We start from the raw sequence: 21,897 nt of genomic DNA, 5'->3' as shown, positions 1-21,897 counted from the left end.
GGTGCGCGCAATGACGTCGCGCGTGGAAGGCCGCAAACGCTGTGCTATCGTTACGCGAAACTCGAACTAACCGACTGTTTCGGCGCTTGGCATGACTTTTTTCTCTGTATTGCTGGCTCTCATCCTCGAGCAAGTGCGCGCGCTCAAGCCGCACAACCCGGTTGCGGCGTTGCTCCAATACCATGCGGAATCCACCGCGCATGGCTTCGACGCCGGCAAGCAGAAGCACGGCATCGTCGCGTGGCTGGTGGTCGTGCTGCCGTGGACGCTCGTCGTCGGACTGGTCTACTACGTCCTGTACCACATCAACTTCGTGCTCGCGTTCCTGTGGAACGTGGTCATCGTCTACTTCACGCTGGGCTTTCGCCAGTTCAGCCACTATTTCACCGACATCCATCTCGCGCTCAACAACGATGACGTACCGCGCGCGCGCGAAGTGCTGACCGAGTGGACCGGCATCGATACGGTCGACATGCCTGTCAGCGAAATCGTGCGTCATACGCTGGTGCATGCGGTCGTGGCGTCGCATCGGCACGTGTTCGGCGTGTTCTTCTGGTTCCTGATTCCGATCGGCCCGGCAGGCGCCGTGCTGTATCGCATTGCCGAGTATCTGGCGCGGGCGTGGTCGAAGCCGGATCCCGAGCGCACCGCCGAGTTCTCCTCGTTCGCGCAGCGCGCGTTCTTCGTGATCGACTGGGTGCCGGCGCGGCTGACGTCGCTGGGCTTTGCGATCGTCGGCAACTTCGAGGACGCGATCTACGCGTGGCGCAATCACGCCCGCCAATGGCCGGATGCGAACGAAGGCGTCCTGCTCGCGGCAGGCAGCGGTGCGCTTGGCGCGCGGCTCGCGGGCCCGCTCGCCGAACCGCTTTCGGTCGAGGCGCTGGCCGTGGGCGAAGCCGGTCCGTTACCCGTCGGCGACGACTGCACGCCGCGCACGCTGCAATCGGCGGTCGGGCTCGTATGGCGCGCCGTGATCCTGTGGATGCTGCTGCTGCTCATGCTGACCATCGCCGTCTGGCTGGCCTGATCAGTCGTCAATCGTCGAGCGGATCGCGCGGCGTCTGGCACTGCCAGCACACCGTGAATTGCGGCTCCAGCCACTCACCGCATTGCTTGCATTTCCAGGGCCGGGCGTTCGCGTCCGGCCCTTTTCGTGCGCGCTCCAGAAGGCGCAATGCCAGTGCTTCGTCGCGATCGTCGGTAATCCAGATTTCCGGCGCGCACTGATCCGCCGGAATCTCTCCCATCGCGCCATTCAAATAGCGGTTGTGCAGCTCGCACGGCACGCCCGCGGTCGCCAGCACGTTCACCCAGTGCTGCGCCGTGATGAGATTCGGGGCGCGCGTGAGACGCTTCATCGAACGATCTGACTCGCTTCGTGCACCAGTTGCGCATAGAGCGCGTGTCGTTCGGGGCGGATCTTGCCAGCTTCGACTGCCTCGAGCACCGCACAGCCCGGCTCATGCAGATGATGGCAATTGTAGAAGCGGCACTCGCCGAGATACGGCCGGAAATCCGCGAAGGCGCGTTCGAGCTGGCCTTCGCTCAGATGATGCAGGCCGAATTCCTGGAAACCGGGCGAGTCGATCAACGCGCCGCCGCCGGGCAGCTTATAGAGCCGCGTGAAGGTGGTCGTATGGCGGCCGCTGTTGAGCGCAGAGGAGATTTCGCGCGTGGCGGCGTCGGCATCGGGCACGAGCAGGTTGACCAAGGTGGATTTGCCCATGCCGGACTGGCCGAGCAGGATCGTCGAGCGGTCTTTCAGGCGCGCGTCGAGCAATGGATGCACGTTGCCGGGCGTGTGCTTCGCGGAGAGTTCGACCACCGCGTAACCCAGGTCGCGATACGGCGCGAGCCGTTCGCGCGCGAGCGGCAGCGCGCCTTCCACATCGATCTTGTTGAGCACGATCAGCGCTTCCAGCCCGTGCGCCTCCGCTGCGACCAGCGCGCGGCCGAGCAGGTCGCCGCTGAAGTGCGGTTCGGTGGCGAGCACGATCATGAGCTGATCGAGATTGGCCGCGAACAGCTTCGACTTGAACTGATCCGAGCGATACAGCAGATTGCGCCGCTCGCCGATCTCGACGATCACGCCCTGATCCGCCGACGATTGTTCGCAGATCACGTGATCGCCGACCGCCACCTCACTTTTCTTGCCGCGCGGAAAGCACTGCAAGAGCGCGCCGCCGTCATCGGGCATCACCAGATAGTGACGGCCGTGCGCCGCGATCACTGTGCCTTCGAAGCGCGCGCCCACGTCGGGGCGCCCGGAACCGCGCGTCATGCGGCGTGCTGCATCAGACGGTCGATGCGTTGTGATGCGGGCGGATGGGAATAGTAGAACGCGGTGTAGAGCGGGTCGGGCGTGAGCGTCGACGCGTTGTCCTCGTAGAGCTTGACGAGCGCATTCACGAGGTCTTTCGGATCGGTCTGGCTGGCGGCGAAGGCATCGGCTTCGAACTCGTTCTTGCGCGAAGTCAGGCTGCCGAGCGGCGTGATGAAGAACATGAACACCGGCAGCACGAGCATGAACAGCACGAGCGCGAGGCCGTTGTTGCTGCCGACGAGCGACGGCCGCACGCCGAGCCCTTCATAGAACCAGACGGTCTGCACGAGCCAGCCGAGCAGCGCGAGCATGGCGAGGCTGATGCCGAACATCACGATCATCAGTTTCAGCACGTGACGGCGCTTGAAGTGGCCGAGTTCGTGCGCGAGCACCGCCTCGATTTCGCTGCCGGAGAGGCGCGCGAGCAGGGTATCGAAGAAGACGATGCGCTTGGCCGCGCCGAAGCCCGTGAAATACGCGTTGCCGTGCGCCGAACGGCGGCTGCCGTCCATCACGAACAGGCCCTTGGCGGCGAAGCCGGTGCGCGACATCAGGTTCGTGATGCGCGCGACGAGCGCTTCGTCCTTCAGCGGTTCGAACTTGTTGAAGAGCGGGGCGATGAAGCTCGGATAGATGATCATCGCGAGCAGCTGGAAGGCGACCCAGACCATCCAGGTCCAGAGCCACCAGTAGGCGCCGGCGCGATCCATCAGCCAGAGCGTGAGCAGCAGCAGCGGCGCGCCGATCACGGCGGCGAGCACCGTGCCCTTCACGAGATCGACGAAGAACAGCTTCTTCGACATGCGGTTGAAGCCGAACTTCTCCTCGACCACGAAGTGACGGATGTAGTCGAAGGGCAGGTCGATGAGACTCGTGATCACGATCACCGACGCCACCAGCGCAATCTGCCCGAGATAGCCGCGCCCGAGCCAGCCGGAGATCGCGAGATCGAGCGCCTGCACGCCGCCGAGCAGCGTCAGGGCGACCAGCACGACCGCGCTCGTGACGACTTCGATCATCGTGAGGCGGGTGCGTTCGACCGTGTAATCTGCCGCGCGCTGGTGCGCCGCGAGCGGTATGGTCCCCGAGAATTGCGCCGGCACGCTCTCGCGATGCCCGGCGACGTAGCGAATCTGGCGCGACGCCAGCCAGAGCTTGGTCGCGACCATGCCGACCAGGGCGACGACGAACAGCGTCGAGAAAGCGAGAGTGAGGTTGGCCATCCGGGAATTCCGATTGAACTATGCGAGAATTATAGGTTCTTGGCTGCGCCGGCGTTGTCACATCCTGCAAGGATTCCAGTGCCGCTCCGTCGTGGCTTTCTCCCCTTCAGGCCGCTTTCATGACCGAACTCTCCGCCGCTCCAGAATCCGCGAAGCCCGCCGATGACACCACGCTCGTGCGCAGCGACATGAATCTCGTGTGGCTGGACATGGAGATGACCGGCCTCGATCCCGACAATGACAAGATCATCGAGATCGCGGTGGTCGTGACTAATTCGACGCTCGACAAGCTCGTGGAGGGGCCGGTGCTGGCCATCCATCAGTCGGACGAGACGCTTGGCCGCATGGACGAGTGGAATCGCAACACGCATGGCCGCTCGGGGTTGATCGAGCGCGTCAAGGCCTCGACGGTCGATGAAGCCGAAGCCACGCGGCAGATTCGCGAGTTCCTCGGCCAGTACGTGCCGCCGGGCAAGTCGCCGATGTGCGGCAATTCCATCTGCCAGGACCGCCGCTTCATGGCGCGCTGGATGCCGGAGCTGGAAACGTTCTTCCATTACCGCAACCTGGACGTCAGCACGCTCAAGGAACTGTGCCGCCGCTGGCAGCCGGCCATCTACAAGGGCTTCCAGAAGCGCGCGATGCACACGGCGCTCGCCGACATCCACGAATCCATCGACGAACTCAAGTACTACCGCCAGCACTTCCTGATTCCGGCGGCGTCGGCATCAGCGTCCGCGGCCGGCACGCCGTAATCACGCCTGCGGCGCGCGCCGCGCGCTTTTCGGGCGGAACGCGGCGACCACGTCGGGCCGCGTCTCGATATACGGCCCGCCAATCAGGTCGATGCAATACGGCACCGCCGCGAAAATGCCCGGCACCTTCTGCGTGCCGTCGGCGTCCTTCAAACCTTCGAGCGTCTCGCGGATCGACTTCGGCTGGCCCGGCAGGTTGATGATCAGCGCGGCGTGATCCGCCGTCTCGCGGATCACCGCGACCTGGCGCGACAGTATCGCCGTGGGCACGAAATTCAGACTGATCTGACGCATTTGTTCGCCGAAGCCGGGCATCGGTTTCGTGGCGACCGCGAGCGTGGCTTCCGGCGTGACATCGCGCCGCGACGGTCCGGTGCCGCCGGTGGTCAGAACGAGATCGCAGCAAAGCGTATCGACGAGTTCGACGAGCGTCGCGGAGATGGTGGCCGCGTCGTCGTGGATCAGGCGCGTCTCGGCGCGGAAGGGCGTGGCGAGCGCTTCGCCCAGCCATGTTTCCAGCGACGGCAGGCCCTTGTCCTCATAGACGCCCTGCGACGCGCGGTCGCTGATCGACACGAGGCCGACGATCAGCTCGTCCGGATGACTACGCTTCGGTGTCGTCGTCACGGCCGTCCTCGTCGCCTTCGCTGTCATCGTCATCGTCCACCAGGCCCGCCGCGGTCTTGATCCACTGGAACAGTTCGCGGTAATAGCGCGGCGGCTTCTGCTGCTCGCGCTCCTTGCGCGCATTGCGGATCAGCGTGCGGCCTTCCTGCGGATCGACGCCCGGATGGTTGCGGATGAATTCGGTCAAGGCAGCGTCGTCGGCGAGCAGTTTCTCGCGCGTGCGCTCGATCCAGTGCAGGCGCGCGGTCTCGGCCTTGTTCACGCCGCGGAAGGTATCCATTGCCGTGCGCAGCGCAGCGGTTTCGTCTTCGTGCAGCGAACGCATCAGCTTGCCGACATACTGCAACTGACGGCGCTTGCCTTCGTGATCGGTGATGCGGCGCGCCTCGCGCACGGCGTCGCCGAGCGTCTCGGGCATCGGCATGCGTTTCAGCGCGTCTTTCGGCAATGCAATGAGCGCTGCGCCCAGCTCCTGCAGCGCGTGCATGTCGCGCTTCAGCTGGGATTTGCTCGGACGGTCGTAGCCGTGATCGTCGGCGTCGCGCTCGTCGTCGCGGCCGGCATCGATCGGTTGAATGCGGGTTTTACGGTTCATCCCGACATTGTAGCTTGCGGCCGTGCGCTGCCCGGGGCGCGCGCACCCTTCGTTGACGATACCTGCGGGTGAATGCGCGCGCTCCTTGCTATGATCGCGGGATACGCCAATCCCGCTGTTCGACGTCTGCTGTGAGACGTCCCGAACCGGGAAATCCGAAGCAACCACGACATGCGCGGGCGCGCGGCGCCCGACTTCCAAAGGCAACCAACATGGCAGCAGACATGGACGTCAAGCAACGCTATTTCCCGCACACGCAGGACGAGCTGAAGGAGATCGCCTCCGACATCCTGCGCTACGCGAAAGAGCTCGGCGCGAGCGATGCCGCCACCGAAATCTCCGAAGGCGACGGCCTTTCAGTGAGCGTGCGGCGCGGCGAAGTCGAAACCATCGAACACAACCGCGACAAGATGGTCGGCGTGACGGTGTTCATCGGCAAGAAGCGCGGCAACGCGAGCACCGCCGACTTCACGCGCGACGCGTTGCGCGACACGGTTGCCGCCGCGTACAACATCGCGCGCTTCACGGCCGAGGACAGCGCGGCGGGTCTCGCCGAAGAGGAACTGCTCGAGCAGGCGCCGCAGGATCTCGATCTCTATCACCCGTGGGACGTCGACGCCGAAGAGGCCGCCGACATCGCCCGCCGCGCCGAAGCCGCTGCTTTCGCCGTCGACCGTCGCGTGAGCAATTCGGAAGGCGCGAGCGTCTCCGCGCAGCACTCGCAGTTCGTGCTCGCCACCTCGCGCGGCTTCATGGCGGGCTATCCGTACTCGCGGCACTACATCGCGTGCGCGCCGATCGCGGCAGCGGGCCGCGACATGCAGCGCGACGACTGGTACACGTCAAAGCGCGACGCAGCCAGTCTCGCCGCGCCCGAAGCAGTGGGACGCTACGCGGCGGAACGCGCGCTCGCGCGTCTGGGCGCGAAGAGTCTCGACACGCGCAAATGCCGCGTGCTGTTCGAGGCGCCGCTCGCGGCCGGCATTCTCGGCGCGTTCGTGCAGGCCGTGAGCGGCGGCGCGCTGTATCGCAAGACCACGTTCCTGGTCGACAGCCTCGGCAAGCCGGTGTTCGCGCCGCATATCCAGATCGTCGAGGATCCGCACGTGAAGGGCGGCATGGGCAGCGCGCCGTTCGACGAGGAAGGCGTGCGTACGCAGCGTCGCAACGTCGTGGACGACGGCGTCGTGCAGGGCTATTTCCTGTCGACGTACTCGGCCCGCAAGCTCGGCATGCGGACCACCGGCAACGCCGGCGGCTCGCACAACCTGAGCATGCGCAGCACGCACACGAAGCCGGAAGACGACTTCGAGGCGATGCTCAAGAAACTCGACACGGGCTTGCTGCTGACCGAACTGATGGGGCAGGGCGTGAACTACGTGACCGGCGATTATTCGCGCGGCGCGTCGGGCTTCTGGGTCGAGAACGGCAAGATCGTGCATGCCGTCGAGGAAATCACCGTGGCGAGCACGCTGCAGGAGATGTTCCGCCACATCGAGGCGATCGGCGCGGATACGGTCGTGCGCGGCACGAAGGAGATCGGTTCGGTGCTGATCGAGCGGATGACGGTGGCGGGTCAGTAAGCTGTCCGACTTCGACGTTGCCAAGACAAAGCCCCGGTCATGCCGGGGCTTTTGTCATTGTGTCATTCCGACGGCGCAATGCGCTCGTAGGTCACGAATGCAAACGCGAAGTCATTCGGCGCCGCCGCGCGATGCGGCTCACGCGACACTTCCCGCCACAGCTCGGGATCGGGCGCGGGAAAGCGCGTGTCGCCGTCGAAATCGGCGTCGATCTCGGTGACGATCAGCTTGTCCGCGCGCGCGACGGCGTCCTGATAAAGCTGCGCGCCGCCAATCAGAAACGCTTCGTGCGCCGGTTCGAGCGCGAGCGCGGCTTCCAGGTTCGTCACGACGTCGCAGCCTGCGTAGCGCCGCGTGGCATCGCGCGACACCACGATGTTGCGCCGCCCGGGCAAGGGCCGGCCAATCGATTCATGCGTCTTGCGGCCCATGATGATGGGCGCGCCCATCGTCGTGCGCTTGAAGAAGGCGAGGTCTTCGGGCAGGCGCCAGGGCAGTTGGTTGTCGCGGCCGATCACGCCGTTGCGTGCGCGGGCGACGATCAGGGTCAGCGTCGTCATGGGAAGGTCGGAGTCGAGGCAAACGGCGCGTGTGGTCTGCGCCGCCGGGCCTTTGATTCTAACCGACGGATCCCGCGCGGACGCGGGCCCTCACGACGATGGCGGGTCGTCGTCGAATGCCACGGGCGCGAGCGGTGCCGAAGGGGCTTCCGGCGCGGGAGGGGCTTCGTCCCACAGGGTTACGCTGATGCCGACGCCGCCTGGCCGGAGGGCGGCGCGCAGCGCGTACGGATCGTCGTCCTCGAACGGGTCGCTTGAATGCGTATCGCGGGAATCGGCGCGCTGGAATGAACTATCGAGTGCCATCTTGACGACATAACCCAAGGTAACTATTCCCGGATTCGGAAAACATCTGGAAATAAAGTAATCATCGCGTCGGTAAAGGCGATTATGCGAACGATGATAGTCATATGAGTTTTGTACGCACGTTCGGCAAATAAGTCGTTTTTACGCTCCGACAATGCACGACTTTAGCGAGATGCATGCCATCGGCGTGGATCCATTGAGGGGTAAAGCAGGTCGGAAATATTGCGGGAAACGCGGCCCGAATAACGGGCGAAAACGTTTCAATGGTGAAACGTCACGTCAGAAAAACCTGAAGTCCGTGCGATTCCGGTATAAGATTTTGTCGTATCAAATTGTGCGCAAAGCTTTTAATAAATATGTGAGAAATTCTTGCCAAGCCCGTCCTATCAGGGTTTTGTGGCGGTTTCGTTCGCCTCGGGCGATATTTGTTTTCGGGGTTTCTGGGTTATAGTAGTCTCTCAAAAACAGCACAGAATCAGACATAAAGGGTTTCGTGGAAGGGTGCAAGGGGTTCCGCGCCATGTCCCGGGGGCGATGTATCGAACTGCAAGTCCTGCTGTAAATGCACTGGCAAACATGCGAGGACAACGAAGTCTGCGATGTAGCGCGAGCCTTGACTACGCGACCTTTTCAACGAACGTTGAACTAAGGATCTGAATAATGGACGTCGCTCGGCGGCAACTCATATACGTGACTCGCGATCCAAGCGAGACGCTGTGCGCGCGTTTCGAGGAGCGCGGCTGGCACATCGAAATCGTCGCGAGCGCACGCGACACGCGCAAGGCCTTGCGCAATGACGTGGCAACAGGCGGTCTGCTCGATCTGTCGAGCCATTTCGAATCGCATGAACTGGCGGCGTTCGAATCGTCGCTGACCATGACCAACGTGGGCTGGGTGGCGGCGACCGTCGCGGGCCAACTGGAAGATTCCGCCGTACGGCGCCTGATTCGCGATTATTGTTTCGATTACGTCACGCTGCCGACGTCGAACGACCGCGTCGTCGATTCCGTCGGGCATGCTTACGGCATGGTTGCACTGCATGACGCAGCGTCGAACGACGCGCGCAGCGAAGGCCGCGCGGAAGGCGAGATGGTCGGCTCGTGCGACGCGATGCTCGCGCTGTTCCGCTCCATCCGCAAGGTCGCGATGACCGACGCCCCCGTCTTCATCTCCGGCGAATCGGGCACCGGCAAGGAACTCACCGCCGTGGCCATCCACGAACGCTCCGCGCGCCGCGACCAGCCGTTCGTCGCGATCAACTGCGGCGCGATTCCCGCGCATCTGCTGCAATCGGAGCTGTTCGGCTACGAACGCGGCGCCTTTACCGGTGCGAACCAGCGCAAGATCGGCCGGGTGGAAGCGGCCAACGGCGGCACGCTGTTCCTCGACGAAATCGGCGACCTGCCGCTCGAAAGCCAGGCCAGCCTGCTGCGCTTCCTTCAGGAACGCAAGGTCGAACGTCTGGGCGGTCACGGCTCGACGCCCGTGGACGTGCGCATTATCTCGGCCACGCACGTCGACATGCAGACGGCGATGATCGAAGGACGTTTCCGCGCCGACCTGTATCACCGGCTGTGCGTGCTGCAGATCGACGAGCCGCCGCTCAGGGCACGCGGCAAGGACATCGAGTTGCTGGCGAAGCACATGCTCGACCGCTTCAAGAAGGACGCGAGCCGTCGTTTGCGCGGCTTTTCGCCGGACGCCATCGCCGCGATTCACAACTACGGCTGGCCGGGCAACGTGCGCGAGCTGATCAATCGCGTGCGGCGAGCGATCGTCATGTCGGAAGGGCGCCAGATCACCGCGCGTGATCTCGAACTCGGCGAATACGTGGAAGTCGCGCCGGTGTCGCTGGCGCAGGCGCGCGAGGCGGCCGAGCGTCAGGCAATCGAACTCGCGCTGTTGCGGCATCGCGGGCGTCTCGGCGATGCCGCCCATGAACTGGGCATTTCGCGCGTGACGCTGTATCGCCTGTTGAGCGCGCACGGCATGCGTCATATCGAGGTCGACGCGCCGCCGGAACACGCAACACGCGGCTGAATCCGGCTGCCGGATCCTGCTTGAGAACGGGCGCCCATGGCGCCCTTTTTCATTGCAGCGCCCGCACATGGCATCGCGAGCGTGGCGCCTGCGCGCTTGGTAGAATCGCTTTTTCCGCCTTCCGTTCGCGAGGGCGTGCGGCATTCCCAAGGAACATCGAATGAAACAGTATCTCGAGCTCGTCCAGACGATCCTCGATACCGGCACGTGGCAGGAAAACCGCACGGGCATTCGCACGATCAGCATCCCCGGCGCCATGCTGCGCTATGACCTTCAACAGGGATTTCCCGCCGTCACCACCAAGAAGCTCGCGTTCAAGTCGGCGATTGGCGAGCTGGTCGGTTTTCTGCGCGCGTCGAAAAGCGCGGCGGACTTTCGCGCGCTCGGCTGCAAGGTTTGGGACGCCAACGCCAACGACAATCCGCAGTGGCTCGAGAATCCCTATCGCCAGGGTCCGGACGATCTCGGCGACGTCTACGGCGTGCAGTGGCGCAAGTGGCCGGCATACAAACTGGTCGATGCGCGTTCCGGCGACCAGATCGCCGATGCGACCAATCGCGGCTATCAGCTCGTCACGAGCTTCAGCGAGAACGGGCGCGAGCAGGTGTTGCTGTACAAGGCGATCGATCAGTTGCGGCAGTGTCTTGATACGATCATCGAGCGTCCGACCGACCGGCGCATTCTGTTTCACGCATGGAATCCCGCCAAGCTCGATGAAATCGCGCTGCCCGCGTGCCACCTGCTGTACCAGTTCATCCCGAACGCGACGACGCGCGAGATTTCGCTGTGCCTGTATATCCGCAGCAATGACGTCGGCCTCGGCACGCCGTTCAACCTGACCGAGGGCGCGGCGCTGCTGCATCTGGTCGGGCGGCTGACGGGCTATACGCCGCGCTGGTTCAGCTATTTCATCGGTGACGCGCATATCTATGAAAACCAGCTCGACATGCTGAACGAGCAATTGAAGCGCGAACCGTATCCTTCGCCGCAGTTGATCATCTCGGACCGTGTGCCGGACTATGCGGTCACGGGACGATACGAGCCTGAATGGCTGGAGAAGATCGAGCCGACGGACTTCGCGCTCGAAGGCTACCGGCATCACGAGCCGCTTACCGCGCCGATGGCCGTGTAAGCGGCTGTTCTGACCCGTCTGATGCTTGAAAATGCGTGGCTTCGGCCGCGCATTTTTCGTTTCAGACGACGACGCTCAGCTCCGGTGATGATCGTTGCCGCCGCCGTGTTGGGGCTGCTGGGCTTGCTGCGGTTGCTGCGGCTGCGGATGGGGCTGCTGCTGCGGTTGCTGCGGCTGCGGTTCGCGATGCGGCTGCTGCATCTGCGGCGGTGCCTGGTGTACCTCCTGATGCATCGGTTGGCGCTGGGGCGCGGGATGAAACTCCGCCGGCCGTTGAGCTTGCTGCTGCGGCATGGGTGTCTGCGCGTGCGGCTGCTCGACGTGGGCCGGGCGATAAGGCTGGGGCTGCGGCTGCGGCGCGTGCTGAGCCATGGGGGCTTGGGGCGGCTGAGGCGGGTGCTGAGCAAAGCCTGCTTGCGGCGGCTGAGGCTGCGCTTGAACCGGCGCGCGCTGAGCAAAGCCTCCTTGCGGCGTCCGCGGCTGCGCTTGAGTCGGCGCGTGCTGCGCGAAGCCTCCTTGCGGCATCTGCGGCTGCGCTTGAGTCGGCGGGTGCTGAGCGAAGCCCGCTTGCGGCGTCTGCGGCTGCGCCTGAGTCGGCGGGTGCTGAGCAAAGCCCGCCTGCGGCTGCATCGGCGCTTGGGACGCGCCGCGATAGACCTGCGGCGTATGCGGCCCAGCCACTTGTGCTTGCTGAGCCGCAGGCGCGTGAGGCGTGTTCATGACCGGGTGTCCCGGCGCGGCATCGCCATGTGATGAGTGCGGGGCGGCGCCGAACTGTGCCTGTTGCGGCGGGCGCGGCACGCCATTGCCATGCGGTTGAGCCGGCTGTCCGACGCCCGGTGCAGCAGCGAATCCTGGCCGCTGCGGCGCGCCGGGCGAGGGCGAGTTCGGTGCATTGGGCACATGCGGTGCATTCATCGCATGCGCCGCATTAAACGCAGCCCCGTCGGCGATCACCTGCCGAGCCGGCCCATGCGTCGCGACGAGATGTACCGGTTCATTACGTGGCGCGGCAGCCCGCGCATCACCGTGCTGCGGAACACGGCCCTGAAACGCAGGCGGTGCAACCGGCGCGCGCGTCGCCACGACGGGACGCGTGTAACCGCCCTGCGGCGGCCGATAGTCCGTGCGCCGCGCGCCCGGCGCGAAACTGTCGCGGGTTGGCGCGATGCCCGGCGCACCCGCGAAGAAATGCGGATTGCGCAGACGCGCCGGATCAACGGCATACGGCTGGCGCCCGACCGGCTGCCCACGCACGAACATGTTCGCCGGCGCGGCGGTGAGTCCGCGCCGCTCGCGGTAGTTGATGTACGTGTTGTTGATGTGAACCGAGCGATCGACATAGACATGCTGGTTCACACGCTCGTAATAGCGCGGGCTCCACCCGTTGCGATGCGGATGCCACGGCTCGCCCGGCCCGAGCGGGAACCACGCGAGCCCCGCAGCCGCGACGCCGCCGACAGTCAGCGCGACATTCCAGTCGACGCCGCCGTCGCCGTCGCCGACGAAGCCGACCAGCGCCGGCGCATAGGCCGGCGGCGCAGCGACGGCATCCGGCCCCGGCACCCACGCCCACTGCGACCCGACCACCGCCCAGCGGCCATAGTGATAGGGCGCGAAGCCCCACGGTGCATCGTCGATCCAGGTCCAGCCCCACGGGTCCTGCCACGCCCAGTGTCCCTGACGATACGGCGCCCAGTCGGCGGACACCGCATTCGGCACCCACACCGGCCCATACGACGGATCCGTGCGCCATGTGCCGTTGGCGTCGAGATCCTGATAGCCGGGCATGTCGCGCGACACATACCGCGCCGAGACCGAGCGATCCTCGGCCGCGTCGCGGCTCGTCGCCCATTGATCGAAGGCATCGGGCGCGGGCGCCGCGTTGGCCGCCGTCTGCGTGAGATTCGTGCCTTCGAACGTGATCTGCTGGCCGCCGCCGAGTTGCACCGCGCCGCCGTCGCCATACACCGTCACGCCGCCGCTGCGCACCGTGACGGTCGTGGCGCGGCCATCGGGCGCGACGTCCACGCGCAGGTCGCCGGGCGTCGTCACGCTCAGCGCGAGGTTGGGCGTGTCGATTTCATAGTTCGAGCCGGGCGGCACTTCGCGCACGCGCGTCGACAGCGTGCCCTGCGCGATCTTGAGCTGCGCGGTGTTGTCGTCGAGCGCGAGTACCGAAAGCGCGGTGGACGATCCGAGCCGCACCGCCGTCGAGCCGACATGCAGCTCCGAGCGTGCGTTCTCGTCGTTCCAGAGCTGATCGCCGGTCGTGAGCGGGCGGTTGATCTGCGCGTAGGACCAGTCGGACGCGCCGGCGGGTTCGGTGGTCACGGTGCCGGCCATGTAGTTGAGGCGCGCGATACGTCCGGGCGGATCGCCCGAATCATTCTGCGGCGCGGCGGCCATCGATGGCGTCTGCGCGAACGCGTCCGTCCCCGCATGCGACAACAGCGCGAACAGGGCAAGCGTCGCGGCCGCAATGGTCCTGGTCTTCATTGTTTTCTCCGACAGCCGCGCCGTGCGTCATGCAGGCGCCTTCCGTGCGCGCGGCCTGTCGGATCAATGTATCGCTCGGCCGTGTATCCGTACGATGCGGTTTGTAACGGCGCACAGGCGTGCGTAACAAAGCTTATCGGCGGGAGAGGAAGTCCTCGAAGTGACGCCGCCCGGACGGCGTCACGCGCAGCACGCGATGCTTCGCCGTCTGTTCGATCCAGCCGCGCGTCTCGCAGGCGGAGAGAAACGCCACACCGAGCGCGCCGCCCAGATGCGGCCGCCGCTCGCTCCAGTCGATGCACGTACAGGCAAAGCGCCTTCTGCGGGCCCGCTGCGCCGTCAGGTCGATGCCGAGCGCCGCGAACGCCTCGGCGCCATCGGGCGTGGCCTCGAGGGCAGTAGGGCCGGGAGCCTGGATCTGGCCGGCAGCGGCGGCGAGCCAGCGGCGCGCGAGCATGCCGTCGAACAGCTGCACGGCCAGTTCGCCCGCCAGATGGTCGTAGCAGGTGCGCGCGTAGCGCATCTCGAGCGGCACGGCGGACGGCGGCCGTTCGGGCGTGCGCTGCGGCGCGCTCGCTCGCGCCAGATTGGCGAGCGCCTCGATGGCCGCGGCGATATCCGGCGTCGCAATCCGATAGTAGCGATGCCGCCCGCTCACTTCGAGCGCCAGCAATCCGCCCTCGGTGAGGCGCGCGAGATGGCCGCTTGCCGCCGAAGGCGACAGGCCCGCGATCATTGTCAGTTCGCCCGCGGGACGTGCGGTGCCGTCCATCAGCGACCAGAGCATCGCGGCGCGGCCGGGATCGGCGAGCAGCGCGCCGATGCGCGACAGACCAGGAAAATGACGCGTGCGCGCGTCGGTGTCATCGAGTGCGGTATTCATGATGTGGATTCGAAACCGGTGACCGGATCGGTTCACTCTAGCGCGACTTCGCATCCGATGTTTCACCGCATCCCGAAATGTCGCTGCATGCGGGCGGCGCTAGAATGACCCCTGGCATTTCGAAGCAGCAGGAGATTTCCCATGACCAGACTGATTCTCGCGAGCGTCCTCGGCGTCGCGATGCTGTGCGCGGGCTGTGCGGGCGGGCCGTCGTCATCGGCGGGCGGGGGCGGCAGCATCACGATGTACGGCACCGTCGACCAGGGCATCACCGTCCACGACTAGCGGCATTTTCGCTTCGTATAATCGGCGTCACATGCTTCCAGTGATGACGCCCATGAACACGCCCGCCGTAACGCCCATTCCCGCCGCCCCGAAGAGCCGCGCCGAGACCACCTTCCGCTTTCTTGCCGAGCCGACGTCCGTGAATTTCGGCGGCAAGGTCCATGGCGGCGCACTGATGAAATGGATCGACGAAACCGCCTATGCCTGCGCGGCCATGTGGTCCGGGCGTTACGCGGTGACGGTGAGCGTGGGCAATATCCGTTTCCGGCGGCCCATTCTGGTCGGCAATCTCGTGGAACTCCGCGCGCGCGTGGTCGCGACGGGGCGCACCAGCATGCACATCCATATCTCCGTGCACGCGGGCGATCCGAAAGTCGGCGAGTTGCAGCAGACGACCGATTGCCTGATGGTATTCGTCGCCGTCGACGAACAGGGCAGCCCGACCCCGGTGCCTCCATTCGTGCCGGAAACCGACGAGGAACAGCGCCTCGCCCGCTATGCGATGGACGTGAAGGACGCGCTGGATGCGATCGTCGAGCTGAAGCCGGAGGAAGTGGCGGCGGGCAAGGTCTGAACCCGCCGCACTGAGGGAACGAAGCCGGTTACGGGTTGCCGACCATATCGCCCGGCTTGACCCATTCGTCGAACTGCTGCTCGGTCACGAAGCCGAGCGCGAGCGCGGACGCCTTCAGCGTCGTGCCTTCCTTGTGCGCCTTCTTCGCGATCTTCGCGGCCTTGTCGTAGCCGATATGCGGATTGAGCGCCGTCACCAGCATCAGCGATTCGTTGAGCAGGCTGTCGATGCGCTTCTCGTTCGGCTCGATACCCACCGCGCAGTTGTCGTTGAAGCTCTGCGCGCCGTCGGCGAGCAGGCGGATGGATTGCAGCACGTTGTGCGCGATCATCGGCCGGAACACGTTCAGCTCGAAGTTGCCGCTCGCGCCGCCGAAGTTCACGGCGACATCATTGCCGAACACCTGGCAGCACAGCATGGTCACGGCTTCGGACTGGGTCGGGTTGACCTTGCCCGGCATGATCGAGCTGCCCGGCTCGTTCTCGGGAATCGACAGTTCGCCCAGGCCGCAGCGCGGGCCGCTCGCGAGCCAGCGCACGTCGTTGGCAATCTTCATCAGGCTCGCGGCGATGGTCTTCAGCGCGCCATGCGCGGCGACGAGCGCATCGGCGGCGGCCATCACCTCGAACTTGTTCGGCGCGGTCTCGAAAGGGAGGCCGGTGAGCTTGCCGATCGCCGCCGCCACCTTGCCCGCGAACTGCGGATGGGCGTTCAGGCCCGTGCCGACCGCCGTGCCGCCCTGCGCCAGTTGATACAGATGCGGCAGCGTCGCCTCGACGTGGCGGATGCCCTGGTCGAGCTGCGCGACATAGCCTGAGAATTCCTGTCCGAGCGTGAGCGGCGTCGCGTCCTGCAAATGCGTGCGGCCGATTTTCACGATCTTCGCAAACGCCTTCGACTTCTCGTCGAGCGTGTTGCGCAGTGTCTTGAGCGTCGGCACCAGGTGCTTGACGATGCCGTAGGCCGCGGCGACATGCATCGCGGTCGGGAACACGTCGTTGGACGACTGGCCGCGGTTGACGTCGTCGTTCGGATGCACGAGACGCTCCTCGCCGCGCGCACCGCCGAGAATCTCGCTCGCGCGGTTGGCGATGACCTCGTTGAGGTTCATGTTGGTCTGCGTGCCCGAGCCGGTCTGCCACACGGCGAGCGGGAATTCGTCGGGATGCTTGCCGTCGATGATTTCCTGTGCGGCCTGCATGATCGCCTTCGCCTTCTTCGAATCGAGCTGTTTCAGCTCGTCGTTCACTTCGGCGGCGGCGTGCTTGATGACGGCGAGCGCCGTAATCAGCTCGGGCGACTGCTTTTCCGTCGAAATCTTGAAGTTCTGCAACGAGCGCTGCGTCTGCGCGCCCCAGAGTTTGGCGTTCGGCACGGCGATCTCGCCGAACGTGTCCTTCTCCATCCGTACGTCGCCTTGCGCGTTCTGTGTCATGGCTCGAAAGTCCTTACGAAGTTGGATCAAAGCTGCTTGTCGACGGGCAACAGCATAAACAGGCCGGTCATCGCATTGCGATATAACCCTGCTTCGGGATCGAAATTCCAGGTGACGAGGCTGCCGTCCTGCTCGGCGGTCCACATGAGCCCCGATTGCGGTGCTCCCGTGCGCCGCAGCTCCTCGGTGACGGCCGCGCTGGCGAGCTGGACCCGCCAGCTGACCTTCGGATCGGTGCCGTGGTCGAACAGCTGGGCGGCCTGGCTGGCGATGGACGCGTCGTGGATCACGAGCGCGAGTTCGGTGTTCAGTTTCGCCGAGCGCGGATCGAGATTCATGGAGCCGATCACGAGGATACTCCGATCGATCACATAGGCCTTGGCATGCAGGCTGGCGCGCGATTGCGAGCCGAACAGCCCCGCGCGCGGGCTGCCTTCGCCTGCGACCTGCAGCGGCTTGAACTCGTACAGTTCCACGCCGTGCTGCAACAGCGGAATCCGATACGGCGCGTAGCCCGCCTGGACCGCGACGGCATCGGTTGCGGCAAGCGAATTCGTCAGCACGGCGACGCGCACGTGGCGCTTCGTCACGTCGGCGAGAATGTCCACGCCGGCGTCGTGCGGCACGAAATAGGGCGAAATGATCAGGAATTCGCGCTGCGCCTCTTTCAGCAACTCCGCGAGGCGATTCATGGGCGGGCTCTGGTAGTCGTCGCTCGGATGCTCGATCTTCGACGGCGAATCCACCCAGAACTCCGTCGGCGCCCAGACCAGGCCCATTTCCCCGCGCGCGATCTGCCGGGCGAGGGGCGTCGCGTTGAGCGGCTTCGCGTTCAGCGGGTCCGCCTGGGCGCGCCAGTGTGCGCGCAGGTCGTCGCGAGTCTTGTCGAGTTCGGATGCGTCGAACTTCTGCTTGTTCAGCGCGCGTAAAGGGTAGGAGAGCGGGCTGTTCCAGTAGTCGTCGAAGCTCGCGGAGATCTTCTGCGTCACCGGGCCTGCGGCGAATACATCGAGGTCGCGGAACTGCAGCGTCGGGCTCGCGCTGAAGTATTCGTCGCCGAGATTGCGGCCGCCGACAATCGCGATCTGGTTGTCCGCGATCATCGCCTTGTTGTGCATCCGGCGCGTGAAGTGATTCAGGTTCGTGAAGAAATTCTGCGTGCGTTCGGCAAAGCTGCGCTGCGCGCTGCCGTACGGGTTGAACACGCGGATCTCGATCTTGTCGTGCGAGTTGAGCGCCGCCATGATCCGGTCGATGTCCTTGAAATTCAGATCATCGACCAGCATGCGCACGCGCACGCCGCGATCCGCCGCATACAGCGCCGCGCCGAGCAGCAGCTTGCCGGTGTTGTCTTCCTCGGCGATGTAGTACTGCATGTCCAGCGTCTTCGTCGCTGCACGGGCGAGCGCGATGCGGGCCTGGAGCGCGTCGGTGCCGGTCGGCAGCAGGCGCACCGCGGATTGGTCCGGATGCTGTTGTTCGAGCGGCCTCAGCGCGTCTTCGAGCGGCGTCGCGGTATCGGGCGCGAGCGCGTGGCTCGCTGGACGGTCAAACGCCGTCGCGGGCGGGCGTGTGGCGCAGGCGGCGAGCAGCGTGGCAGCCAGCAGCGCCGTGCCCAGGCCGCGCACGCCGGCCATTATTCCTCGCGGCGCAATGCGCCGACCCTTCCGCGCGTCCGGCGCGTCACGCCGTGCGGCTCGCTGCATTCCCCGACTTTCCGACACTTCGATTCCTCTTTCTCGTTGTTTCGACTTGTCCGTCGCTTGCGTTCTCGTGTGCGCGGCAGACGAAGTCCTAGCAAAAAGCGTTCTCCAGCCACGCCATTGAAACAATTCTAAGGGGATTTGCGAGCCAGCCCTGCCAACGTCGGTGGCACAGCGAACGAGGAGAGCGGCAATAAACGCGGGACGAAAAAAAGCCCGCCTGGTTGAAGGCGGGCTGACAACCCCTGTCACAGATGTCTCAAGGAGGAGACGGATTCATCGTAACCATGCGCGAGCGGCGCACCAACCAAGCATTCGTGCCATGCATTTCGTCGTGCGGCTCATTTGCTTATCAGGCATCCACCAGCAACGGGAATCAGACGTGACCATGCGGCGCGGCGCTGGCATCAGCGGCGTCCGGGTTCGGGGCCGTGCCGGTTTCGATAAACCTTCGGCTGATGCGGTGAAAACGCAGCGTCATCAGCGCGGCGACGCTCGCGAGCCCGGCCGCCAGTCCCCACCACAGCCCCTTCGCGCCCAGTTCGAAATGAAACGCGAGGACATAGCCGGTCGGAAAGCCGACGCCCCAGTAGCCGAACGCGGCGGCGAGCATCGGCACGCGGGTGTCACGCAGGCCGCGCAGGCAGCCCGAGCCGACCGTCTGCATGCCGTCGACGATCTGGAACACGGCCGCCACGCCGAGCAGCGAGGCGGCAAGCGCGACGGTGCGGGCGTTGGCGGGATCATCGAGTTTCAGATACAGGCCGACGATCGCATGCGGCGCCGTGATCAGCACGAGGCCGGAGCACATCATGAAGCCGACGCCCAGCGCCAGCGCGACGAAGCCCGCATGGCGCGCGGCGACCGGCACGCCCGCGCCGACCCAGTAGCCGACGCGCACGTTCGCCGCCTGGCCGATGGCGAGCGGTACCATGAACGCCACCGAGGCCACGTTGAGTGCGATCTGATGCGCGGCGAGCGGCGCTTCGCCGAGCAGGCCGACCATCATGCCGGTGGCGAGGAAGAGGGTGGATTCGACGCCGTAGGTGATCGCGACCGGCCAGCCGATGCTGAACAATTCGCTCATCAGCGGCAGGCGCGGCCGCGTGCGCGTGACGAAATGCCGGTAGCGCGGCCGCAGATGCAGGAACGCGACGAGCGCGAGCGCGATCAGCCAGACGGTAATCGTGGTGGCTGCCGCGGAACCGAGAAAGCCTTCGCGCGGCAGGCCGTAGGCGCCGTGAATCAGGCCGTAGTTGAGGAAGCCGTTGACGAACACGCCGCCAATCGACACCCATAGCAGCCTGCGCGCCGCACCGATGGCCGGCAGGAACGCGCGCATCATGCCGACGCCGATCAGGCTGGCGGGCGTGCCCCAGCGCAGCACGGCGCAGTATTCGCCGACGTTTTTCGCCAGCAGCGCCGGTTCGTGGAACGCGAGCAGGATGGCTTCGGCATAGGACAGCAGCACGAAGGCGGGCACCGCGAGCAGCAGCGACAGCACGAAGCCGGTCCAGTAGATGCCGGGCACGCGCTCGTCGGCGTTGGCGCCGCGCGCGTGCGCCACGGAGACCGACACCGACGTCAGCACGCCCTGCAGCAGCGTCACGACGACGAAGAAAAGATTCGCGCCCAGGCCGCCGGCGGCGAGCGCATCGGGGCCGAGCGAGCCGAGCAGGATGGTGTCGGTGACGCCCATCGCCATCTGCGAGAGCTGCGCGATGGCGAGCGGCGCCGCGAGGCGCGCGGTGTCGGCGGCGTGACGGGTGAGGCTCGGCGGTCCTTGATGCGCGCGGTGCGCGCGCGGGGTCTGGGCATGCATGGTGGAGAGCGAATCGAACGGAGAGGACGCGGCGGCGCGGCATGGGGACGCAGCTTCCTGACCATGCCGACGTCAGGATTATTCCGCGCCCGTTCCCGGGGCCAGGCCTTGAAACGAAAGATGACAAGCTTATTGCGTCGCGTGCGGCCTGTCGATGACGCGCCGGCTTATGCCGGACTTTTGGCAAGTGCGTGACGCGCGGGCTCAAGCGGTGAGTGCGTCACTCGGGCGCGCGCACGCGGATGGTCTGGCCGTCGAGTTTCACGACCTGGCCCGCGCGGATCTTGCACGTCTTGCGCAATTCCACGTGGCCGTCGACGGTCACATCGCCCATGGCGACGCGCGCCTTCGCGGAGCCGCCGCTGTCCGCGAGACCCATCAGTTTGAGCAGGTTGTGAAGTTCGACGAAGTCGCCCGTGAGGGTGAATTGGAGTGACGGCATGGACGGACGAAGCAGGATGGCAGGAGGAAGGCATCCATCATAAACGACCGGCGAGCGCGCGCCGGGCATGCGCCGTGCTGTTTGAGAGCGGGACCCCGGTAATGGGTTCGAAAGCCGTCTGGTTGGCAAATGTAGCCAGATGAAACCGTCGGTAACAATGACGGCTTTCGGAGAACTCGTCCGCGCACCGGCGGGTCCGACGGTTTGACTGAAACAGCTTCGGTCATCTTTCCAAATCGACAAACGCCGTGCGGACAACGATCTGACGGCACACAAACCAGAGAGAGGACACGCTCATGACTCAAGCTCGCAACCTGTTGATCGGTACCGCTATCGCCACGCTCGCCGCGTCGAGCGCCTTCGCGCAAAGCACGCAGCCGGCCCCCATGACGCCGCCGCCCGCACAGGCGCAGACGATGCAGCCGGCGCCGGGCCAGATGTCGAACCCGATGCCCGGCAACGCCATGCCCGCGCAGGCCCAGCAGCCGGTGACGCCGGCGCCGCAGAACCTCGTTGCGCCCGCGCCGACCGACCCGCTCGTCCAGCGCCGCAACGCCAACGCGCAGGCCAATGCGGAATACCGCGCGTCGAAGAAGGCGTCGAAGGCCGAACTGAAGGCGCAGCGCGAGCAGGCCAAGGCCGGCTACAAGGAAGAGGTGAAGAACGCGAAGATCAATCGCAAGGCCGACAAGGACGCCGCCAAGGCCGAACTGAACGCCACCGAGCCGAACGCGCCGAAGGACACGGGACTGCAGCACTAAGCGAGTTGCTGTCCAGGCGGAATCGTTCAACGGAGGACTTATGAAGCAAGGATCGAAGGCATTCCTGGCCGCGCTCGTCGCGGCGACGCTGGCCAGCGCGAGCGCGGCTTCGTTCGCTCAGACCACCAGCGACACGCCCATGACGAAGGCCGACCAGAAGGCGGCGAAGAAGCAGGCATCGGCCGACAAGGACGCTGCCGTCGCGCAAGCCAAGGCCGACAAGAAGAAGGCCGAAGCCCAGTCCGAAGCCAACGAAGCCGCTGCGGACGCGAAGCTGAAGAACGCGAAGAAGGCGGACTAGCCGTCTGAGGCTTGTCGAGCAGCGCAGCGAGCCCGGTTCCCAATG

At 65.4% G+C, this 21,897-nt stretch carries 22 protein-coding genes; 9 read left to right on the top strand and 13 right to left on the bottom strand.

Annotation, left to right across the window (positions count from 1 at the left end):
* Positions 1 to 91 precede the first annotated feature (91 nt).
* Positions 92 to 1,030 (top strand): CobD/CbiB family protein, encoded by a 939-nt coding sequence (locus QCE88_RS12435; RefSeq protein WP_309832932.1) that lies wholly within the window; start codon positions 92 to 94, stop codon positions 1,028 to 1,030.
* 7 nt (positions 1,031 to 1,037) lie between these two features.
* Here QCE88_RS12435 and QCE88_RS12430 read toward each other — a convergent pair whose 3' ends face one another.
* Genes QCE88_RS12430 through QCE88_RS12420 form a run of 3 tightly spaced genes read right to left on the bottom strand, consistent with a single transcriptional unit; the run spans position 1,038 to position 3,549 of the window.
* Complete coding sequence (locus tag QCE88_RS12430) at positions 1,038 to 1,361, bottom strand: DUF2007 domain-containing protein (protein ID WP_309902226.1); 324 nt, start codon at positions 1,359 to 1,361, stop codon at positions 1,038 to 1,040.
* Positions 1,358 to 2,284 (bottom strand): ribosome small subunit-dependent GTPase A, encoded by a 927-nt coding sequence (rsgA, locus tag QCE88_RS12425; protein WP_309902224.1) that lies wholly within the window; start codon positions 2,282 to 2,284, stop codon positions 1,358 to 1,360. The genes QCE88_RS12430 and rsgA overlap by 4 nt, the downstream gene beginning before the upstream one ends.
* Positions 2,281 to 3,549 (bottom strand): M48 family metallopeptidase, encoded by a 1,269-nt coding sequence (locus QCE88_RS12420; protein WP_309902221.1) that lies wholly within the window; start codon positions 3,547 to 3,549, stop codon positions 2,281 to 2,283. Before QCE88_RS12420 ends, rsgA begins: the two co-directional genes overlap by 4 nt.
* Before the next feature lie 119 nt (positions 3,550 to 3,668).
* Between QCE88_RS12420 and orn the strand changes: the two genes are divergently transcribed.
* Entirely contained in the window at positions 3,669 to 4,304 is a 636-nt protein-coding gene (gene orn / locus QCE88_RS12415; protein ID WP_309902219.1) for an oligoribonuclease, read from the top strand.
* Here orn and mog read toward each other — a convergent pair whose 3' ends face one another.
* Positions 4,305 to 4,931: a molybdopterin adenylyltransferase gene (gene mog / locus QCE88_RS12410; protein WP_409018085.1), complete on the bottom strand. Its 627-nt coding sequence runs from the start codon at positions 4,929 to 4,931 to the stop codon at positions 4,305 to 4,307.
* Positions 4,909 to 5,526, bottom strand: coding sequence for a ribosome biogenesis factor YjgA (gene yjgA, locus QCE88_RS12405; RefSeq protein ID WP_309902215.1), 618 nt, complete (start codon positions 5,524 to 5,526; stop codon positions 4,909 to 4,911). Before yjgA ends, mog begins: the two co-directional genes overlap by 23 nt.
* Before the next feature lie 212 nt (positions 5,527 to 5,738).
* Between yjgA and pmbA the strand changes: the two genes are divergently transcribed.
* A complete protein-coding gene (gene pmbA / locus QCE88_RS12400; RefSeq protein WP_309902213.1) occupies positions 5,739 to 7,109 on the top strand; it encodes a metalloprotease PmbA in 1,371 nt (456 codons plus the stop codon).
* A 62-nt stretch (positions 7,110 to 7,171) separates the two neighbouring features.
* On the opposite strand, the gene QCE88_RS12395 is transcribed toward pmbA, so the two are convergent.
* Both QCE88_RS12395 and QCE88_RS12390 read right to left on the bottom strand, forming a co-directional pair.
* On the bottom strand, positions 7,172 to 7,669 hold the full coding sequence (locus tag QCE88_RS12395) for a dihydrofolate reductase (RefSeq protein WP_309902211.1): 498 nt from the start codon (positions 7,667 to 7,669) through the stop codon (positions 7,172 to 7,174).
* A 90-nt stretch (positions 7,670 to 7,759) separates the two neighbouring features.
* Positions 7,760 to 7,993 carry a hypothetical protein gene (locus tag QCE88_RS12390; protein WP_309902209.1) on the bottom strand — a complete coding sequence of 78 codons (234 nt, stop codon included), beginning with the start codon at positions 7,991 to 7,993 and terminating at the stop codon, positions 7,760 to 7,762.
* A 642-nt stretch (positions 7,994 to 8,635) separates the two neighbouring features.
* On the opposite strand from QCE88_RS12390, the gene QCE88_RS12385 reads away from it, so the two are divergent.
* On the top strand, positions 8,636 to 10,015 hold the full coding sequence (locus tag QCE88_RS12385) for a sigma-54 dependent transcriptional regulator (protein ID WP_309809230.1): 1,380 nt from the start codon (positions 8,636 to 8,638) through the stop codon (positions 10,013 to 10,015).
* A 160-nt stretch (positions 10,016 to 10,175) separates the two neighbouring features.
* On the top strand, positions 10,176 to 11,147 hold the full coding sequence (locus QCE88_RS12380; protein WP_309902207.1) for a thymidylate synthase: 972 nt from the start codon (positions 10,176 to 10,178) through the stop codon (positions 11,145 to 11,147).
* A 75-nt stretch (positions 11,148 to 11,222) separates the two neighbouring features.
* Here QCE88_RS12380 and QCE88_RS12375 read toward each other — a convergent pair whose 3' ends face one another.
* Complete coding sequence (locus QCE88_RS12375; RefSeq protein WP_309902205.1) at positions 11,223 to 13,646, bottom strand: DUF6600 domain-containing protein; 2,424 nt, start codon at positions 13,644 to 13,646, stop codon at positions 11,223 to 11,225.
* 133 nt (positions 13,647 to 13,779) lie between these two features.
* Positions 13,780 to 14,529, bottom strand: a complete 750-nt coding sequence (locus QCE88_RS12370; RefSeq protein ID WP_309902203.1) for a helix-turn-helix transcriptional regulator — start codon at positions 14,527 to 14,529, stop codon at positions 13,780 to 13,782.
* Between the two features lie 141 nt (positions 14,530 to 14,670).
* Between QCE88_RS12370 and QCE88_RS12365 the strand changes: the two genes are divergently transcribed.
* Both QCE88_RS12365 and QCE88_RS12360 read left to right on the top strand, forming a co-directional pair.
* Positions 14,671 to 14,814 (top strand): hypothetical protein, encoded by a 144-nt coding sequence (locus QCE88_RS12365; protein WP_309902201.1) that lies wholly within the window; start codon positions 14,671 to 14,673, stop codon positions 14,812 to 14,814.
* A gap of 52 nt (positions 14,815 to 14,866) precedes the next feature.
* Positions 14,867 to 15,388, top strand: coding sequence for an acyl-CoA thioesterase (locus QCE88_RS12360; RefSeq protein ID WP_309902199.1), 522 nt, complete (start codon positions 14,867 to 14,869; stop codon positions 15,386 to 15,388).
* A 28-nt stretch (positions 15,389 to 15,416) separates the two neighbouring features.
* Here the strand turns inward: QCE88_RS12360 and fumC are convergent, their stop codons facing one another.
* The 4 genes from fumC to QCE88_RS12340 all read right to left on the bottom strand — a co-directional run bounded on the left by fumC (position 15,417) and on the right by QCE88_RS12340 (position 20,790).
* Positions 15,417 to 16,823, bottom strand: a complete 1,407-nt coding sequence (gene fumC, locus QCE88_RS12355; protein WP_309902197.1) for a class II fumarate hydratase — start codon at positions 16,821 to 16,823, stop codon at positions 15,417 to 15,419.
* Positions 16,824 to 16,849: 26 nt separating this feature from the next.
* Positions 16,850 to 18,460 carry a phospholipase D family protein gene (locus tag QCE88_RS12350; protein ID WP_309902195.1) on the bottom strand — a complete coding sequence of 537 codons (1,611 nt, stop codon included), beginning with the start codon at positions 18,458 to 18,460 and terminating at the stop codon, positions 16,850 to 16,852.
* A gap of 442 nt (positions 18,461 to 18,902) precedes the next feature.
* Positions 18,903 to 20,348 (bottom strand): MATE family efflux transporter, encoded by a 1,446-nt coding sequence (locus QCE88_RS12345; protein ID WP_309902193.1) that lies wholly within the window; start codon positions 20,346 to 20,348, stop codon positions 18,903 to 18,905.
* 220 nt (positions 20,349 to 20,568) lie between these two features.
* On the bottom strand, positions 20,569 to 20,790 hold the full coding sequence (locus QCE88_RS12340) for an RNA-binding S4 domain-containing protein (protein WP_309809215.1): 222 nt from the start codon (positions 20,788 to 20,790) through the stop codon (positions 20,569 to 20,571).
* A gap of 296 nt (positions 20,791 to 21,086) precedes the next feature.
* Here QCE88_RS12340 and QCE88_RS12335 point away from each other — a divergent pair, with 296 nt between their 5' ends.
* Together QCE88_RS12335 and QCE88_RS12330 are read left to right on the top strand one after the other, a co-directional pair.
* Complete coding sequence (locus QCE88_RS12335) at positions 21,087 to 21,551, top strand: hypothetical protein (RefSeq protein WP_309902191.1); 465 nt, start codon at positions 21,087 to 21,089, stop codon at positions 21,549 to 21,551.
* A 40-nt stretch (positions 21,552 to 21,591) separates the two neighbouring features.
* A complete protein-coding gene (locus tag QCE88_RS12330) occupies positions 21,592 to 21,852 on the top strand; it encodes a hypothetical protein (protein WP_309902190.1) in 261 nt (86 codons plus the stop codon).
* The last annotated feature ends 45 nt before the right edge of the window (positions 21,853 to 21,897 follow it).

The organism is Caballeronia sp. LZ035 (assembly GCF_031451175.1).
Taxonomy (GTDB): Bacteria; Pseudomonadota; Gammaproteobacteria; order Burkholderiales; family Burkholderiaceae; genus Caballeronia.
The sequence above is the reverse complement of the archived record's forward strand: the minus strand, read 5'-3'. Positions and strand labels throughout refer to the sequence as shown.

Coding starts and splice junctions, on each gene's coding strand:
- QCE88_RS12435 (WP_309832932.1), top strand. CDS start 92: ATGACTTTTTTCTCTGTATTGCTGGCTCTCATCCTCGAGCAAGTGCGC.
- QCE88_RS12430 (WP_309902226.1), bottom strand. CDS start 1,361: ATGAAGCGTCTCACGCGCGCCCCGAATCTCATCACGGCGCAGCACTGG.
- rsgA (WP_309902224.1), bottom strand. CDS start 2,284: ATGACGCGCGGTTCCGGGCGCCCCGACGTGGGCGCGCGCTTCGAAGGC.
- QCE88_RS12420 (WP_309902221.1), bottom strand. CDS start 3,549: ATGGCCAACCTCACTCTCGCTTTCTCGACGCTGTTCGTCGTCGCCCTG.
- orn (WP_309902219.1), top strand. CDS start 3,669: ATGACCGAACTCTCCGCCGCTCCAGAATCCGCGAAGCCCGCCGATGAC.
- yjgA (WP_309902215.1), bottom strand. CDS start 5,526: ATGAACCGTAAAACCCGCATTCAACCGATCGATGCCGGCCGCGACGAC.
- pmbA (WP_309902213.1), top strand. CDS start 5,739: ATGGCAGCAGACATGGACGTCAAGCAACGCTATTTCCCGCACACGCAG.
- QCE88_RS12395 (WP_309902211.1), bottom strand. CDS start 7,669: ATGACGACGCTGACCCTGATCGTCGCCCGCGCACGCAACGGCGTGATC.
- QCE88_RS12385 (WP_309809230.1), top strand. CDS start 8,636: ATGGACGTCGCTCGGCGGCAACTCATATACGTGACTCGCGATCCAAGC.
- QCE88_RS12380 (WP_309902207.1), top strand. CDS start 10,176: ATGAAACAGTATCTCGAGCTCGTCCAGACGATCCTCGATACCGGCACG.
- QCE88_RS12375 (WP_309902205.1), bottom strand. CDS start 13,646: ATGAAGACCAGGACCATTGCGGCCGCGACGCTTGCCCTGTTCGCGCTG.
- QCE88_RS12370 (WP_309902203.1), bottom strand. CDS start 14,529: ATGAATACCGCACTCGATGACACCGACGCGCGCACGCGTCATTTTCCT.
- QCE88_RS12365 (WP_309902201.1), top strand. CDS start 14,671: ATGACCAGACTGATTCTCGCGAGCGTCCTCGGCGTCGCGATGCTGTGC.
- QCE88_RS12360 (WP_309902199.1), top strand. CDS start 14,867: ATGAACACGCCCGCCGTAACGCCCATTCCCGCCGCCCCGAAGAGCCGC.
- fumC (WP_309902197.1), bottom strand. CDS start 16,823: ATGACACAGAACGCGCAAGGCGACGTACGGATGGAGAAGGACACGTTC.
- QCE88_RS12350 (WP_309902195.1), bottom strand. CDS start 18,460: ATGGCCGGCGTGCGCGGCCTGGGCACGGCGCTGCTGGCTGCCACGCTG.
- QCE88_RS12345 (WP_309902193.1), bottom strand. CDS start 20,348: ATGCATGCCCAGACCCCGCGCGCGCACCGCGCGCATCAAGGACCGCCG.
- QCE88_RS12340 (WP_309809215.1), bottom strand. CDS start 20,790: ATGCCGTCACTCCAATTCACCCTCACGGGCGACTTCGTCGAACTTCAC.
- QCE88_RS12335 (WP_309902191.1), top strand. CDS start 21,087: ATGACTCAAGCTCGCAACCTGTTGATCGGTACCGCTATCGCCACGCTC.
- QCE88_RS12330 (WP_309902190.1), top strand. CDS start 21,592: ATGAAGCAAGGATCGAAGGCATTCCTGGCCGCGCTCGTCGCGGCGACG.